13 protein-coding genes are annotated in these 15,842 nt (G+C 31.8%); 1 reads left to right on the top strand and 12 read right to left on the bottom strand.

The genetic code is table 11. The features are described 5' to 3' along the window. Positions 1-165: 165 nt before the first annotated feature. The 6 genes from acdB to HMPREF9630_RS02545 form a co-directional block, all read right to left on the bottom strand. Positions 166-1,299, bottom strand: a complete 1,134-nt coding sequence (gene acdB / locus HMPREF9630_RS02570) for a putative isocaproyl-CoA dehydrogenase AcdB (RefSeq protein WP_009526978.1) — start codon at positions 1,297-1,299, stop codon at positions 166-168. 82 nt (positions 1,300-1,381) lie between these two features. After that, positions 1,382-2,509, bottom strand: a complete 1,128-nt coding sequence (locus HMPREF9630_RS02565; RefSeq protein WP_009526151.1) for a 2-hydroxyacyl-CoA dehydratase subunit D — start codon at positions 2,507-2,509, stop codon at positions 1,382-1,384. A 1-nt stretch (position 2,510) separates the two neighbouring features. After that, positions 2,511-3,737, bottom strand: coding sequence for a (R)-2-hydroxyisocaproyl-CoA dehydratase subunit alpha (gene hadB / locus HMPREF9630_RS02560; RefSeq protein ID WP_009526150.1), 1,227 nt, complete (start codon positions 3,735-3,737; stop codon positions 2,511-2,513). A 126-nt stretch (positions 3,738-3,863) separates the two neighbouring features. Further along, the gene (locus tag HMPREF9630_RS02555) at positions 3,864-5,081 is read right to left on the bottom strand and encodes a CaiB/BaiF CoA transferase family protein (RefSeq protein ID WP_009526149.1); all 1,218 of its coding nucleotides are present in this window, start codon (positions 5,079-5,081) and stop codon (positions 3,864-3,866) included. A 66-nt stretch (positions 5,082-5,147) separates the two neighbouring features. After that, a complete protein-coding gene (locus tag HMPREF9630_RS02550; RefSeq protein ID WP_009526977.1) occupies positions 5,148-6,155 on the bottom strand; it encodes an electron transfer flavoprotein subunit alpha/FixB family protein in 1,008 nt (335 codons plus the stop codon). Positions 6,156-6,170: 15 nt separating this feature from the next. Continuing rightward, on the bottom strand, positions 6,171-6,959 hold the full coding sequence (locus HMPREF9630_RS02545; protein ID WP_009526147.1) for an electron transfer flavoprotein subunit beta/FixA family protein: 789 nt from the start codon (positions 6,957-6,959) through the stop codon (positions 6,171-6,173). Positions 6,960-7,611: 652 nt separating this feature from the next. On the opposite strand from HMPREF9630_RS02545, the gene HMPREF9630_RS02540 reads away from it, so the two are divergent. After that, entirely contained in the window at positions 7,612-8,334 is a 723-nt protein-coding gene (locus HMPREF9630_RS02540) for a FadR/GntR family transcriptional regulator (RefSeq protein WP_009526146.1), read from the top strand. 255 nt (positions 8,335-8,589) lie between these two features. Here the strand turns inward: HMPREF9630_RS02540 and HMPREF9630_RS02535 are convergent, their stop codons facing one another. The 6 genes from HMPREF9630_RS02535 to HMPREF9630_RS02510 all read right to left on the bottom strand — a co-directional run bounded on the left by HMPREF9630_RS02535 (position 8,590) and on the right by HMPREF9630_RS02510 (position 15,784). Next, the gene (locus tag HMPREF9630_RS02535) at positions 8,590-9,357 is read right to left on the bottom strand and encodes an ABC transporter ATP-binding protein (RefSeq protein ID WP_009526976.1); all 768 of its coding nucleotides are present in this window, start codon (positions 9,355-9,357) and stop codon (positions 8,590-8,592) included. A gap of 1 nt (position 9,358) precedes the next feature. After that, the gene (locus HMPREF9630_RS02530; RefSeq protein WP_009526975.1) at positions 9,359-10,132 is read right to left on the bottom strand and encodes an ATP-binding cassette domain-containing protein; all 774 of its coding nucleotides are present in this window, start codon (positions 10,130-10,132) and stop codon (positions 9,359-9,361) included. Between the two features lie 3 nt (positions 10,133-10,135). Then, positions 10,136-10,909 carry an ABC transporter permease gene (locus tag HMPREF9630_RS02525; protein WP_009526974.1) on the bottom strand — a complete coding sequence of 258 codons (774 nt, stop codon included), beginning with the start codon at positions 10,907-10,909 and terminating at the stop codon, positions 10,136-10,138. Continuing rightward, positions 10,906-11,820: an ABC transporter permease gene (locus HMPREF9630_RS02520; protein ID WP_009526973.1), complete on the bottom strand. Its 915-nt coding sequence runs from the start codon at positions 11,818-11,820 to the stop codon at positions 10,906-10,908. Before HMPREF9630_RS02520 ends, HMPREF9630_RS02525 begins: the two co-directional genes overlap by 4 nt. A gap of 320 nt (positions 11,821-12,140) precedes the next feature. Continuing rightward, positions 12,141-13,670 carry an ABC transporter substrate-binding protein gene (locus tag HMPREF9630_RS02515; RefSeq protein ID WP_009526972.1) on the bottom strand — a complete coding sequence of 510 codons (1,530 nt, stop codon included), beginning with the start codon at positions 13,668-13,670 and terminating at the stop codon, positions 12,141-12,143. Positions 13,671-14,260: 590 nt separating this feature from the next. Then, complete coding sequence (locus HMPREF9630_RS02510) at positions 14,261-15,784, bottom strand: PAS domain-containing protein (protein WP_009526971.1); 1,524 nt, start codon at positions 15,782-15,784, stop codon at positions 14,261-14,263. Positions 15,785-15,842: the final 58 nt, after the last annotated feature.

Here is a 15,842-nt window from a genome sequence, read left to right as displayed (position 1 = left end):
TTTGAATAAAAATTTATCTTTAAATAATTTAAATTCTGATATAATTTAAATTTTAACATATTAAATTAGCAAAAATCTAAATATGATTTATTTAAAATATTTTTGGTGTATAGTAAATCAGCTTAAAAATATTTTTTAAAGCCGATTTACTATAGTTAAAATCTGTTATTTTAGAACATAACCTGCGATTACCATTTGTTGAACTTGAGAAGTTCCTTCATATATGGATGTTATTCTGGCATCTCTGTATATTCTTTCAATAGGGTAATCTTTGATGTAACCATATCCGCCATGTAATTGTAAAGCTGTATATGCTACTTCATTTGCAACTTCTGCAGCATAGTATTTTGCCATCGAAGATTGTAAGCCGGGTTTTTCTCCCAAGTCTTTAGTCTTTGCTGCATCGTATACAAGCAGTCTTGCAGCTTGAACTTTTGTTGCCATTTGTGCTAATGTGAATTGAGTGTTTTGGAATTTGGAAAGAGTTCTTCCGAATTGTACTCTTTCTTTTACATATTTTGTAGCTTCATCCAATGCACCTTGTGCAATTCCAAGAGCTTGAGCCGCAACACCTATTCTTCCGGAGTCAAGTGTGTTGAGCATTATTTTAAATCCGTTTCCTTCTCCACCCAATAAGTTTTCTTTAGGCACTTTTACATTGTCTAAAACTATATCTGATGTTTGAGTTCCTCTTATACCCATTTTATTTTCATGTGCTCCTACAGACCAGCCTTCATAACTTGATTCTACTATGAAAGTTGATATACCTTTTGCACCTTTTGTTTTGTCTGTAACAGCTGATATTATTGTAAAATCTGCCATAGGAGCATTTGTTATGAAACATTTTCTACCGTTTAATATATAATAATCTCCCTCCAATTTGGCAGTTGTAGCTGTAGCTCCGGCATCTGAACCTGCACCGGGTTCTGTAAGTCCGAAACAACCTATTTTTTCTCCAAGTGCAAGAGGTTTTAAGTATTTCATTTTTTGTTCTTCAGTTCCGAAATTAAGTAAAGGTAATGCTGCCAGTGAAGCTCCGGCAGTTATATATGTGCTTGTGGATGCACATCTTCTTGATATTTCTTCCATTATTATTGCGTATGACACATAGTCTGCGCCTGCGCCACCGTATTTTCTGGGTATTATAGGTCCTATAAATTGATATTTTGCCAATTTATCCATAACATCTTTAGGTATTTCGCCGGTTTCATCTACATGGTCAGGATAAGTTGCTAATTCATTTTTTACAAATTCTCTTACATTTTGTCTTAACAACTCTTGTTCTTTTGTAAATTTCATTATTTCCCTCCTATATTTATTGTTTGAAACGATTGTGATTCGTTTTGCAATAAAAATTTATCAAAAAAATTGATTGTAATATTTACAGCATTTCAGCGAAAGTTTGGATTTTTGTTCTTATTTGTTCACTGTTTGCATCTTGTTGATCCACTTCTATTGCAAGAACAGGAAGATGAGCATCTCTCATATCTTTTACAAAAAGAGGCATATCATATTCGTCTAAATCTGAAAACTTGGTTTGTGCAAACATAGCTCCGTCAGCTTTTGTCTTTTTCATCAATTCTATTGATAATTCGCCTACTAATTTGTTAGGTTCATAAGCTGCTGAAAATCCTTCTATGTTTTTCCATTGGTTAGCCAATCTTTCCAAAGCGTTTTTTCCAACTTCAGGAACATCTGTATTATATTGTACAGATTCATGTGCCAAATAATCTCCAACTATTCTTATCTTGTTTTGCTCTAATATGTCAAGTATATTAAGATCATCGAATATAAGTCCTGCAACAACTATTTTTTTACCGTCATATTTTTCTTCAGGTAATTTTTTTAATTCCTCGTTTATTTGCTTTACCATTTCAGTATGATCTTTTTTAGGAATGAAATATGCACTCTTGAATACAAAACTTCTGTCTCTGTTCTTTATTGTATTAGGATGAGATGATGCTAACATTGAAAACTCTCTCATAAGTGCTCTATGCTCATTATACAGTTTTATGCTTTCTTGTATTTCTTCATCTTTAATTTCGTGTCCACATATAGCTTCCAACTTATCTTTTACAAATTCCAATTCTTCTACTAAATATTCAACCCCGCAGTCCAATTTTCTGTTTTGAGGATATACTATGAATATTGAAGGTATATTTTTTACGCCTGATCTCCAGTTTTGACTTAGAGATATAAGTGTATCGCTCATTCCCGGCATTACGACACCGCTTAACATATTATAAGTACCGTTTAAACCTAATTCTATAATTGCATGAACTATAGATGCGCAAAACGCAGGAAAATATTGTTTTGAAAGGTCAAGTTTAACATTGTATCCGCCCCAAAGACCTACAGGAAACATACCTGCAGCATCAACCAATTCTTCAGGTCCAAAAACAGGAATCATACCTATTGCTTTTTTGCCGCTTTTTTCAATATAGTCACAAACATATTTTTTAGGATTTAAAGCTATATCTTCACATTTCTCTAAAAGTTGTTTAAGCATTTTATTTCGCCTCCTTATGTTGATCCATAATTTCTACAAGTCCTTGAACTCTCGTCTCAAACTGTGCTTCGGAGAAACCTCTCGGATCCGCCTGATCTCCGTCAAAGCTTGAATATGGTAAATGGCTGTGCTTTGCTACTTGTCTTGCCATTTCATATTGAACGAAACTCATAAGTTTGCAACTTCTATTCATATGATATAGTACTCCGACGCAGTTACCGTCATCTAATGCTTGATTTCTATATTCTGACATTTTTTCTATGTTTACGCTGTTAAACATTGAGCTGTACGCTTTTGCCAATCCGTCAAGGTCATCTTTTTCATATTCAAGTGCCCATGCGTAAGGATAAACACTACCTGTCATATTTATTCCGTATTTTGCTAAAGTTTTCATTTTGTATCCTATGTATGGCCAACAAGGTATACCTTCCATCATTATTCTGTATTTTTCTTCACCTCTGAAACTTGATTTACCTTCTTTAGCATTTTCTTTCAATTCTTCTATCAAATATTTGAAAGCGTCTGTTGTTTCTTTTTTTCCTCTATAGCAAACTATAATCGCCATATAAGTAAATAAGTCGAAGCCGTTCATAGGAGAAGGATAATTATCTTTTGAAAGCTGCATAGATTCTTTCCATAATTTTCCGTTTTCAGCTGATATTTCCATTACTTCCGATAATTTTTTAGGGTCAAATTTTTTGCCGGATATTTCTTCTAATTGTTTAATTCCGTATTCAAATTGTTTTCTGAAATATTTTATTCTTCTTGGAGATATTTCATATTCATCATTGTACGGAACGTCTATCATTATTAAAGGGATGTTCAATTCTTTTGCTAAATTTTCGTACCATTTTACAACCATGTTGCATATATTATTACAGCAACATACAAAATCAGGTTTCGGCATTCTTAAAACCTCAGTATTACCACCTTCTTCCAAAAATCCGAAGTTTGTTCTTGCATATGCACAAAGATCTATTGAGTATCCGAGAGATTCTGCTGATTCTTGCAATCTTAGAGATTCTCTTTTTGCGGCAAGTCCGGCAGCTTGATTCTCCGGATAACATAGCGGTAAGCCAAAACATTCAACCAATTCCTGTGGAAATACTGATGTTGACCAACCAACAGGTATGCCTTTTTCTTTAGCCTCCCAAGCTTCTTTATATGATTGAGCCAATAGTCCGTTTATTATCTTCGTTGCACTTTTTTTCTCAGTAGCTTCTGCCATTTCAAATCACCTCATTGATATAAATTTATTTATATTTTTATTAATAAAAGATTAAATAAATAATTAACGATTTTGGTATTACCAAGATAGTTTGAAAAAATTCTATCTTGGTAATAAAAATCCTTATTATTTTTGTAATATTACTTTTTTAGCTTTAAGCTCGTCTATTTGTTCTTTTGTATATCCTATTTGTTTTAAAGTTTCATCTGTATGTTCTCCTAATTTTGGAGCTCTTACAAATTCTTTTATTCCGTTTTCTTCAAATAGAACAGGTGTGTTGTAAAGTACACCTTCATGTCCATTTTCATATGTGTGTTTGAAAAGATAATCATTAGCCCAGCATTGTTCATCATTTAATACTTCTCCCGGTGTTTGTAATTTTTCGAAAGGAATACCGGCTTCTGACAGTCTTTTTATCCATTCTTGAGAAGGTTTTTGAATGAATATGTCTTCAAGAATAGGAATGAATTCGTCCAAGTTTGCCACTCCGCCTTTTAAAGTAGAGAATTTTCCGCCTATTAAATCAGGTCTTTCTATAACTATGTTGCAGAAGTTAGGGAACCATTTTTCATATTGAAAGAATGCTACTTGTATCCATTCTCCATCTTGAGTTTTAAATGTAGTGTTTATAGGATTTGGTGGTCTACGTCTTGTTATAGGCATTTCATATCCGTATTGAGAGCTTACTACAGGCAATCCCATACCGAAAACCGCTGTATGGAATAATGCTACATTTACTTTTTCACCTTTACCTATTTTGTCTCTTCTATGTATTGCAGCCAATATACCTGCAGCCAAACTCATACCCGCATAGTGATCACCGAATGCAGCGGCTGTGTTACAAGGGGATGTTCCTTTTTCCATAAGTCCGAGTGCTACACCGCCTCTTGCAAAATATGCAGTATAGTCAAATGCAGGAGTATCTTTTGCAGGACCTTTTTCTCCATAACCTAACAAGTGTCCGTATACTATCTTAGGGTTGATTTCTTTTAATGTGGCATAATCAAGTTTTGATTTTACCAATGCCTTTTGTCTTGTGTTAGTCAAAAATACGTCTGCACCTTTTACCAAATCATATATTATTTTTTGACCTTCAGGAGTATTTGCATCTATAACCATACCTTTTTTTCCGGCATTTTCATTTTCAAAAAGTGGGTTTTCATCTTCATCTATAGGTGAACACCATTGCATACCTACAACTCTCATAGTATCTCCAAATGAAGGTTCTATTTTTATTACGTCTGCACCCCAGTCCGCCAAAAGACGTCCGCAGCATGGACCGGCTACGAAATTTGCAAATTCTATTACTCTTAATCCTTCAAGCATATTTTGTTTTTCGCTCATTTTTATTCTCCTTTCAAAACAAATCTGTTTTATAAAAATAATTTTAATGTTGTTAAATATTGTTTTTTATAATTCACTCTTTGCTTTTTTCTCTTTTTTTATAAGCTCTATAAGTTTAGGAACTATGGCATGAACATCTCCTACAATACCTAAATCTGATACGCCGAATATTCCGGCTTCTTCGTTCTTGTTGATAGCTATTATAAGTTCTGATTCTTCCATACCTGCAAGGTGTTGTATTGCTCCTGAAATACCAAGTGCAAAATATAGGTTAGGTCTAACTGTCTTACCTGTTTGTCCTACTTGTCTGTCTTTTTCTATCCAACCTGCGTCAACAGTTGCTCTTGATGCTGATACTTCTGCACCTAATAAATCGGCTAATTCACCCAACATATTAAATGCGTCCGGCGCTCCGATTCCTCTACCGCCTGATACAAGCACATCCGCCTCTGTTATATCTTTTTTCTTGCTTTCTACTTTTACAACTTCTTTTATAACGACGTTCATATCAGATTTATCAAAAGGTATTTTTTCTTCAACTATTTCTCCCTTTAAGTCGGGATTATTTTTTAATGCCTGCATAACTCCGGGTCTGACAGTAGCCATTTGAGGTCTGTGATTTTCACATAAGATGGTTGCCATCAGATTTCCGCCGAAAGCCGGTCTTGTCATAAGCAGATTTTTGCTTTCTTCATCTATTTCAAGTGCTGTACAATCGGCTGTAAGTCCTGTATGAATTCTTGATGCCAATCTCGGTGCTAAATCTCTTCCGATTGAACTTGCTCCATACAAAACTATTTCAGGATCATATTTTTTTATTATTGCACAAACAGCTTTTGCATATGGTTCTGTTACATATTCATTTAATATTTCATCATCTACTACGATTACCTTATTCGCTCCGTGATGTATAAGCATTTCAGCTTTTGATTTTATATTGTATCCTAACAACATTGCAACTACATCCTGGTTTAATGAATCAGCTAATTTCCTTGCTTCTCCAAGCAACTCTATACCTACTTTTTGTAATTCGGAGTCTCTTTGCTCAATAAATACAAATACGTCTTTGCTCATTTTATCAGTCCTTTCTTATATAATATATTTTTCTTTAAGTTTTGAAACTATAGCTTGAGCCGCCTCATCAGCAGTTAAATCCTTTAATAAAACTCCTGCGGCTTTTCCTTGTTTAGGATAAGATTTCTTTACTTTTGTAGGTGAACCTTTTAGACCTATATTTGCAATATCTATTTTGTCTTTTATAGTTTCCAAATTCCAAATTTTTATTTCTTTTTGATAAGCATCAAATATACCGCTTATTGTCATATATCTCGGCTTTGTAGATTCTGACAGAGCTGTGATCACGCAAGGCATATTTACTTCTATGATATGATATCTGTCTTCAAATTGTCTTTTTACCGATAATTTGTTATTTTCAAATTTTACTTCTTGTGCATAGGTTATTTGAGGGATGCCCAAATGTTCCGCTATTTGAGGACCTACTTGTGCAGTATCTCCGTCTATTGCCTGTCTGCCTGTTATTATTAAATCATAATCTAAACACTTTAATGCTGCCGATATTGTAGAAGATGTAGCCCATGTATCTGCACCACCGAATGCTCTGTCTGTTAATAATACGGCTTCATCTGCTCCCATAGCGAGAGCTTCTCTCAATGCAGACTCTGCTTGAGGAGGTCCCATAGACAATACTGTAACTTCAGCATCCAATTCGTCTTTCAGTTTCAAAGCTATTTCTAATCCGGCTTTATCATCAGGATTTATAATACTTGGAACTCCCTCCCTTATAAGCGTGTTGGTTTTAGGGTCTAATCTCACTTCAGTTGTATCAGGTACTTGTTTCATACAAACAACTATTTTCATAATACCTCCTTAAAAAAATAAAAATTTATAAAATAAAGTAACAATAACATGAACGACCAAAGATAAAAAACTTTATTAAAATATGTATAAAAGCCTAAAATATAATTAAATAGCAATTATATTTGTATTACCTGTCATGTTATCGTTTTCTAAAGAATAAAATAAAAAAAGTATATTAATTATTGCAATTTCAACATTAATAATTATGATGAAAAATACTTTTTTAAATGCTTTTAATTATTTTATTTTTAACATATTAATTTAATAAAATAATTTTATACTGAATTAATACTGAAAAATAAGTAATATACATAAACGCTTTTATAAAAAGGTATTACCAAAATATATTATATTTGTCCTACCAATTTACAAGTAAACTTTAGCAGATTTTTTAAAATTTGTCAATGATTAATTTTATGCTTTTTAGTATTCTGTTTATTTTTTCATTATTTATTCACAGCAAATTTTCAATAGTGTAATAGAATTTATGTTTATTAAATAATTATCAAAAATAATTTTAAAATTGTATTTTATTTAGAGATATTTTTTAAAAATTGTGGTATAACTAATAAATAGTTAGAATAAGTAAGCAAGAATTTTATACAATATGAGTATATATTGATAAAAACTTTTATGGGAGGATAGTGACTATATGAGCAGACGGATAATTTCACATCCGAAAAACAGTATAAGCATAGATAGCAGACCGCAATATCTTCGTGTAGCTGATAAAATAAAGCAAAAAATATTTTCGGGCAGTATAAAAATAGGGGATAAACTTCCTACAGAGAGGGAGCTTGCTCAAAGATATAATGTTGGGAGACCTTCGATAAGGGAGGCGATAAGAAGTCTTGAAAATCTGGGACTTGTTGAAACATTACAAGGGAGCGGAACATATGTCAGGAATAATACTGAAAAAATAATATTGAATTCTTTTGATATAATATACAATACAAATGATATTTCTAATGAAGAGGTTGTGCAGTTCAGAGAAATGTTTGAATATGCGGCTGTGAAATTGGCGGCAACTAATGCAACCGACGCGGAGATAAGGAAACTCGAAAAAATACTTGAAAAGATGAAAATTGTTAATACATCTAAAGAATTGGAACGTGTAGATTTGCTTTTTCATGAACAAATAGCGAATATGACACATAATACTCTTATTTTAGAGATTTTTAAAGCTATGAGAAGTTTTTTCGATAATTGTATTAAAAGTACAAATGATTTGATATATTCAAAGGGGGAAAATAATGAAGATATAATAAGTTATCACATTCCTATAACAGATGCAATAAAAGATAGAGATCCGTCAGTGGCACTTGTATTTATGGAAAGACATTTCAAAAAAATAAGAGAGCTTATGCAAAAATAGTTGAAATAAAATGCTTATTAATTTAAAGTAGTTATTTCATATGCAAGATTAATACAGTATAGGTGATATTTGTTTTCTCATAATTACATTATACAAGAAAAAGCATGCAGTTTCCTGCGTGCTTTTTTGTGTAAAGAAAACCACCAGCTATGCTGGTGGATATTTATTCAATTATGCTATAATATTTATGTAATCATAAGTTTAAAATTGTAGCAAAGATGTAATCTAAATATTTGTATATAGGTGTAAGATATTTTATATATCAAACTTAGGTATTGCGTCAATAAGCGTCTTTGTATATTCACTTTTAGGATTTGTGAAAATGCTCTTTGTGTCATTGTCTTCGACTATTGCGCCGTTTTTCATCACTATTATTCTATCGGAAATTTTTCTTACTGTATTTAGGTCGTGAGATATGAATATCAATGTAAAATCATTGGTTTTGTGTAAATTTTTCAGAAGTTGAATTATTTTTGACTGTACACTCACATCTAAAGCAGTCAATATTTCGTCTGCAATTATAACTTTCGGTTTTAATGACAACACTCTTGCAATAGCAAGTCTTTGTAATTGTCCTCCGCTCAGTTGAGTAGGTCTTTTTCTGAGTACTTCATCATTTAGTTCGCATGAACTTATTATAGATTTTATATATTCTATTTCCAGATTTTTTGGTACTATTTTATGATATCTCACAGGTTCTATCAAATGGTCTTTGATATTCCACATAGGATTGAAACAATCAAACGGGTTTTGAAAAATTATTTGTACTTCTTTTTTATAGTCCTTGTCTTTCTTTTTTTTGATTATGTTATTGCCATCATAGTACACATTACCATTGTAGTCTTCTTCAAATCCAGCAAGTATTAGAGATAATGTGGTTTTTCCACATCCTGATTCACCTACTATAGCAGTAGTGCTTCTGTTATATATGGTAAAACTTATATTATCTATCGCTAAAGTTCTTTTCTTTTTGTTATAAATGTATTCTTTGGTAAGATTTTCTATGCGAAATATCTCTTTCATTTTACACCTCGTAGAGTTTTTTCGTATCTTGTATTATCTGTCTTGCTATATCACTTTTTTGATTTTGCAATATATCTTTTGTTTTTCCTTCTTCTATTATCTTTCCTTTATCTATAACTGTCACGTTTTCACATAGGCTTGCTATCACACCTATATTGTGACTTATAAATATAAGAGGAAGATTTTTTTTGGAAGATATGTTGTTAATCAGCTCAATAAATCTCATCTGTGATATGGCATCTAAGCTGGTAGTAGGCTCATCAGCTATAATAAGTGAAGTAGGTGTACACAGCGACATAGCTATAAATACTCTTTGCCTCATACCGCCGCTTAATTGATGTGGATAGCATTGTATAACTTTTTTGGAATCCAATCCTATTTCTTCAAGCTGTTTTAAGGCAAAATTATATGTTTCATTTTTTGATATTTTGTAATGGCTTTGTATTACTCTCCTCATTTGAGAGCATATCTTTTCGTATGGGGAAAGTGCATTTATGGAGTCTTGCATTATCATAGATATGTTTTGTCCGATATATCTTCGTCTTTGTTTTTTTTCCATTTTTAATATATCTTTTCCACAAAGAAATATCTCACCTTGTACTATTGCATCAGATGGCAAAATATCCATTATAGCATTTATGGTCATAGTCTTACCGCAGCCACTACTCCCAAATATTCCAAGTCTTTCACCGTCTTTTACTTCCAAATTTATATTGTCAAGTATCTTTTTGCCAATTTCAACGCTCAAATTCTTTATTTGCAAAATCTTGTCCATATTCTACTCCGCTATCTCCTTGTTATCAAAAATCATGTAACTTGCATATGCAAGAGAAAAAATCGCCATACACGGAAAAAACAGCAACATAGGTTTATCAATAATATACACTCTATACTGATACAATAAAGCTCCCCAATCCGGTTTTGTAATATCTGCCCCTAAGCCTATAAAAGAAAGTGAGGCATATTGCAAAGCAATGGCACTTACCATGCTTCCAAGAGCTGCAAGTATTGGAGTGATGATATTGGGAAGTATATGTCTTGTCATTATGAAAAAAGGCGGTATGCCGAGAGCCTTCTCACTTAGTATAAATCCTCTGCTTTTTACTTGTCTTGTAAGTATCATTGATTGGTTTGTATATGTACAGATACCTGTGATACCAAGTGTCATACCTGCAGTTACGGGATTAAGTCCGAATATTGCCGAGATAATTAAAGCCATTATAAATGACGGCACTATCATAAGCATATCTGTAAAAAATACTATGATAGTTTCCAAAGTCTTACCGAAATATCCGCCCATCATACCTAATATAAGACCGAAGAAAACTGATATTGTCGATGCTATAAAAACAGTGGCAAATGTACGAACAGCTCCATCTACTATAAGGGAAAATATATCTCTGCCAAGGTGATCAGTGCCGAAATAATGATTAAGAGAAATGGGGGCAAAAGTATCTGAAAGATTGGTTTTTACAGAGTCCTTATAACCTGTAATTATCATTATTATGATAGTAAGAGCAATCAATATATACAATAAATATCTCTTTTTCATTCCCTCTCTCCTAAAAATTTTATGAAAATTTCAAATACAAGGTGAACTACCATCATCCAAATAACTATGAAAAACATATAAGACTGGATGATGTTATAATCCCTTTGCATGATTCCTGATATTAAAAAGAAACTGACTCCATGGATTGAAAATATAAATTCCACTACGCTACTGCCACCGATAACCCATGCAAACTTACTGATAATTGCAGAACAAAGACCTATAAGTGCAGGTTTGAGTCCGGCTGTTAGCAGAGCTTCATTGAGCAAAAAACCTCTTGCCATCTCCGCCTTTATATATGATTGTTTTTGTATTTTTAAAAAGTGTTTTTTCATTATCCTCGCAATACTTCCTACAGATGCAAATGCTGTCAAAAGTATTGCAAGAGTCATCTTTACATAGATGTCTCCTGTAAAAATCTTTGCCAATTTGTATTTTACTCCTACATAATATATTACCACCACACAAAACATAAATAAGGGTACAGTCTGTGTCAATATGGATAAAAAAGCTGTCAATCTGTCAAAAAAACCGTCTTTTTTCAGTGATGCAAGATACCCGAGAAAAAAACCTATAACAGATGATATTAGTATAGCACCTATGCCGAGAGTCATAGAATAAGGAATACCTCTAAAAATCTCTTTTCGGATGTCTTGCTTGCTTATGAGCGACACTCCCCAGTCTCCACGCAAAAATGCTGACATCCATCTTATATATTGAACAGTGTAAGACTGATTAAGTCCCCATTGTTCTCGTATTGCCTGTATGTTTTGCTCTGTCTGCGGAATCTGATACTGTTGCAAAAGCATCTTTACAGGATCAATTGGTATACTCCTTGTAAGTATGAACAAAAATACAGACATGAAAAAAAGCAATAATATGTATTTAAACACTGTTTGTATATATTTCATATCTTTCCTCAATATCAATTACCTAAATAATACTAAACTCTATTACGAATTAAAAAATATATAAATTTTATATAATTTATTGTTTTAAAAAACATAAATTTTTAAGTTTATAATTATAATTTATTTATAATCAGTATTTCAACTAATGTATAATAAATAGCTATCTTATAGTCTCGCATATGTTTTAAATAGGTATTAGTATAAAACAAAGAACCATATTTTATATTTGATTATAATATAAATTTTAAAATTTTCTGTATATTTTTGAAAAACAGCACCAAACGGTGCTGTTTTAGTATTTTTTAAAATTATTTTATTTTTTATTTTTTCAATTGGTCATTTACTATATAATAGTCTCCATTGTACGGTTGATAATCTGAAAGCCTATCAGACACAGCAATATTCCATTGAGGATCTATAAGATAAAGTACAGGTAAATTTTTTGCTACTAATGCCTGTGCTTTCTTAGCAAGCTCAACTCTTTTTGCATTGTCTTCTTCTTTTCCAAGTTCATCTAAGATTTTATCCATTTCATCAGATTTGTATTTTGAAAAATTCTTAGGTTGATCTGCTCTGAAGAACTGATTTAGTGAGAATGCAGGATCTCCTGTAGGTGCAGTATGTTGAGCATATAATATCAAATCAAATTCTCCTGATTTTCCTACGTTGTCTATGCCGTCAACTATCTGAGTATTAACATTAAATCCGAGTTCCTTGAGTTGTGATGCCATTATTTGCATTATTATCGGTAAATCAGGTCTGCTTGGATAAGTAGTAAGAGTGATGTCCAAAGTCTTGTCGTCTTTTACTCTTACATTATCTTTCATAACATATCCAGCTTCATCAAGGAGTGTTTTCGCTTTTTCAATATCTTGAGAAAGTTTTACATCTCCGGCAAAGTCGAAATACTGTGCAAAAAATCCTGTAGCAACTCTTCCACCCATCAAAGATTTTACATATTCATCACGATTTATGCCAAGACTTATAGCTTGTCTTACTTTTTCGTCCTTTAATATATCACTGTTCAAGTTGAAGATGCCAAAATATTGGTATCCTGCATCTATAGTTTTAACGTTTTTACCTGAATCTTTAATCATCTTTGCTACTTCAGGAGTAACTGTAAAAGCCATGTCTATTTCGCCTGAGTCAAAGGCAAGTTTCATTGCAGATGCGTCTTTGAATGCAAGTATCTTTACATCAGGTCTGTTGTCTGCTCCTTCGTAATTAGGATTAGGTTTGAGATTAAACTCTATCTCAGGTTTGAAGCTTTCTATTACATATGGTCCTGTAAATACATAAGTATTGTCAGGAAGTTCTTTGAACACTATATTTGCCCATTCAGTCAAGAAAGAATCTAAAAGCTGTAATTCTCTTTCTGTTTTTATCTCCAAAGTGTTGTCATCTTTTGCCGTAAATGTCACCTTTCCGGCAGTTGCATTAGAAAGTGCGTTTTTTTCCTGTATTATGTTTAGGCAATCGGCAAGTGCTTTGGCGTCAACTACATCTCCGTTTGAAAATTTTGCCGTATTTTTTATAACGGCAGTCCAAGTAAGAGGGTCGACTCTTTTAAAACTTTCTATAAATCTTGAAGTCAATTTACCATCTTTGTCCAATTTAAACACAGTTTCGCTTATTCCCTGAGAAGTGAGTCCCCAAGGTGTGCCTGAGTTTGTAGGATCTGTATCTCCTAATACCCAAGTCTGTCCTATGATTACAGGTGTGTCATCAGCTGTTTGAGTTTGAGCTTTTTTGTCGTCTGTTTGAGTTGTATCATTTTTTTGACAAGCAGACAGCATACTGCAAGATATGATTACAGTTGCTAAAATTAGTAATAGTTTAAATTTTTTCATTTCTCCTCCTTTTGCATCATTATAACGGCATATAAGTCGCATTTAGTCATAATTTGTAAGTACAGCTTTTTTATTGGCTATTAGATGTCAATTTATATTGTAAGTCCGTAAAAATTTTAATAATACTAAAATCTGTTTAAAAAAGTAATTGTCATATTTTTTAAGGGCTGTATATTTTATAGAAAAATAGGTTGATTTTGTCTGACTTTTTTATAGATTGGAAGTATTATATATTTTTATAAGATTATGTATATACAAGAAAAGAATAAAGCGATTATTAGAATCAGTTATAATGGATGTATTTATTAATTTACTATTGGTAGTATAGTATAGATTATATTTTTTTGCAATATAAAAAGCCACTTATTATCCAAGAGGCTTTTATAATAATATTATAAAATTAAATATATATTTTTAATAATGCTCAAACTATTTTGAAGGCAAAACAATTTGAGCATGTCTTAATTGAAATAAGGTTTAGTATTGTACTAATAACTATGAAAATTAGATATTTACAAATTATATGTTTATAGAGCTCTATATTAATTTTATATCTTGATTTAATGATTTTTAGTAGTATTATTACTAAATTATTTATTATTTTCGTGATTTTTTATTTCATCACATATTTTTGAGATTAAAACATCTATATTTATATTTCCGCGTTGAGCTATCATTTCAAGATTTGCTACTTTTCCTATAGTATTAAAAGCTATCGGATTTAAAATTTTGTTGTATTTTGGAGATAGTGTTGGCATAAATTCTCTTATATATGGGTATTTGTTTATTATATCTGCTATTACGCTATCTTTTGTAATGCCATATGGGTTTGAATTGTTAGAATTCTTGGGAGATGTATTTTTATCTTCTTGTTTATACTCGTCATCCCAAGATAGTAGTTTTTTGCTACCTTCGAGTGAACGTATATGAGTAGCATCTTGCATCATTTCGAGGACACCTCTGAATTTTCCATTTTCATCTCTTACGGCTGTATATGTGATGTATATGAATTTTCCACCCATTTGCAACCAAAACTCAGCCATATCCTTTTCGCCGTTTCTAAATGCTTCGATTATTCTATTGACAGTATCCACACTTTCTCTCGGATGGCAATTCATAACATTTCTTCCGATTACTCCGGGACTTCTTGGAAATACTCTGTGTTTTGTATCTGAATAAAAACGTACTAATTCATTTTCATCAACATATGATAAATCTACTGATAAATGTTGAAATATTAAATTTATTTGCTCCAAAGTCAATTTTCCCTGTTTTACATCAAGTATTTCATTTTGACCGGTTAGAGAAGAATATTTTGCCAATAATTGACTAAGCTCAGACATAAATTCGTTTGGAATTTCTTTATTTTCAAGAATATCACCAAAAATAGGAGGATTTTCTATAAGACAATATCCTATTTCGTCATCACCTTTTCTCATCTTTATAAATTCTTCTTCGCTTATAAGTTTGAAGGAAGTAGGATATAGTATAGATTCTTCTTTATCTATCAAGTCTAATATACTTTCATGCACTTCAGGTTGTAATTTTAAAAATTCATCATATTTATCTTCTTCTAAAAGAGTTTTGGCTGTGCTTATAAGTTTTTTAACGTTATTATCAAAACTCCACATTATTTTTGAAGGTCTATCAAAGCCTTTTTCTTCCAATTTTGAAAATAACTGATTTTGTTTTCTTGAGAGATGTGTATTAAATTGATATAATTTATTATAAAACTCAGTCCATTTATCTTTATCAAATGGATTGTTTTCAAATTCTTTCATCTCGGATAAGAGACTTTTTATTGCAGTATTTTCGTTTATATATGTCTGTAAAGGATGACCTATCGGTAATGACAGACTTGATTTTTCCAATATACCTTCCAATAAATTCAATAATTCGTCCATATGCTTGTGAACAGTTTCATCAGAAAAGCCTAAATCTTTGATTTTTTGCTCAGTGTATGCAAACTCATCCGCAGTTATGGACTTATAATTAGCCATTATTTGTTTTCTTGCTTCTTCTTTTGATATTTCACCTTTAAGATAGCTAACCTTTATTGTGATTAACTTGTCCAACTTTGCATGATCCAATTTGTCAAAACCTCTTTTTTCCATTGAGATATACTCCTTCCTATAATGTATTATAAAATAAATTATAATGTTGTTTACATAT

It is taken from the genome of Peptoanaerobacter stomatis (assembly GCF_000238095.2).
Taxonomy (GTDB): domain Bacteria; phylum Bacillota; class Clostridia; order Peptostreptococcales; family Filifactoraceae; genus Peptoanaerobacter; species Peptoanaerobacter stomatis_A.
This window is presented reverse-complemented; position numbering and strand designations above follow the sequence as displayed.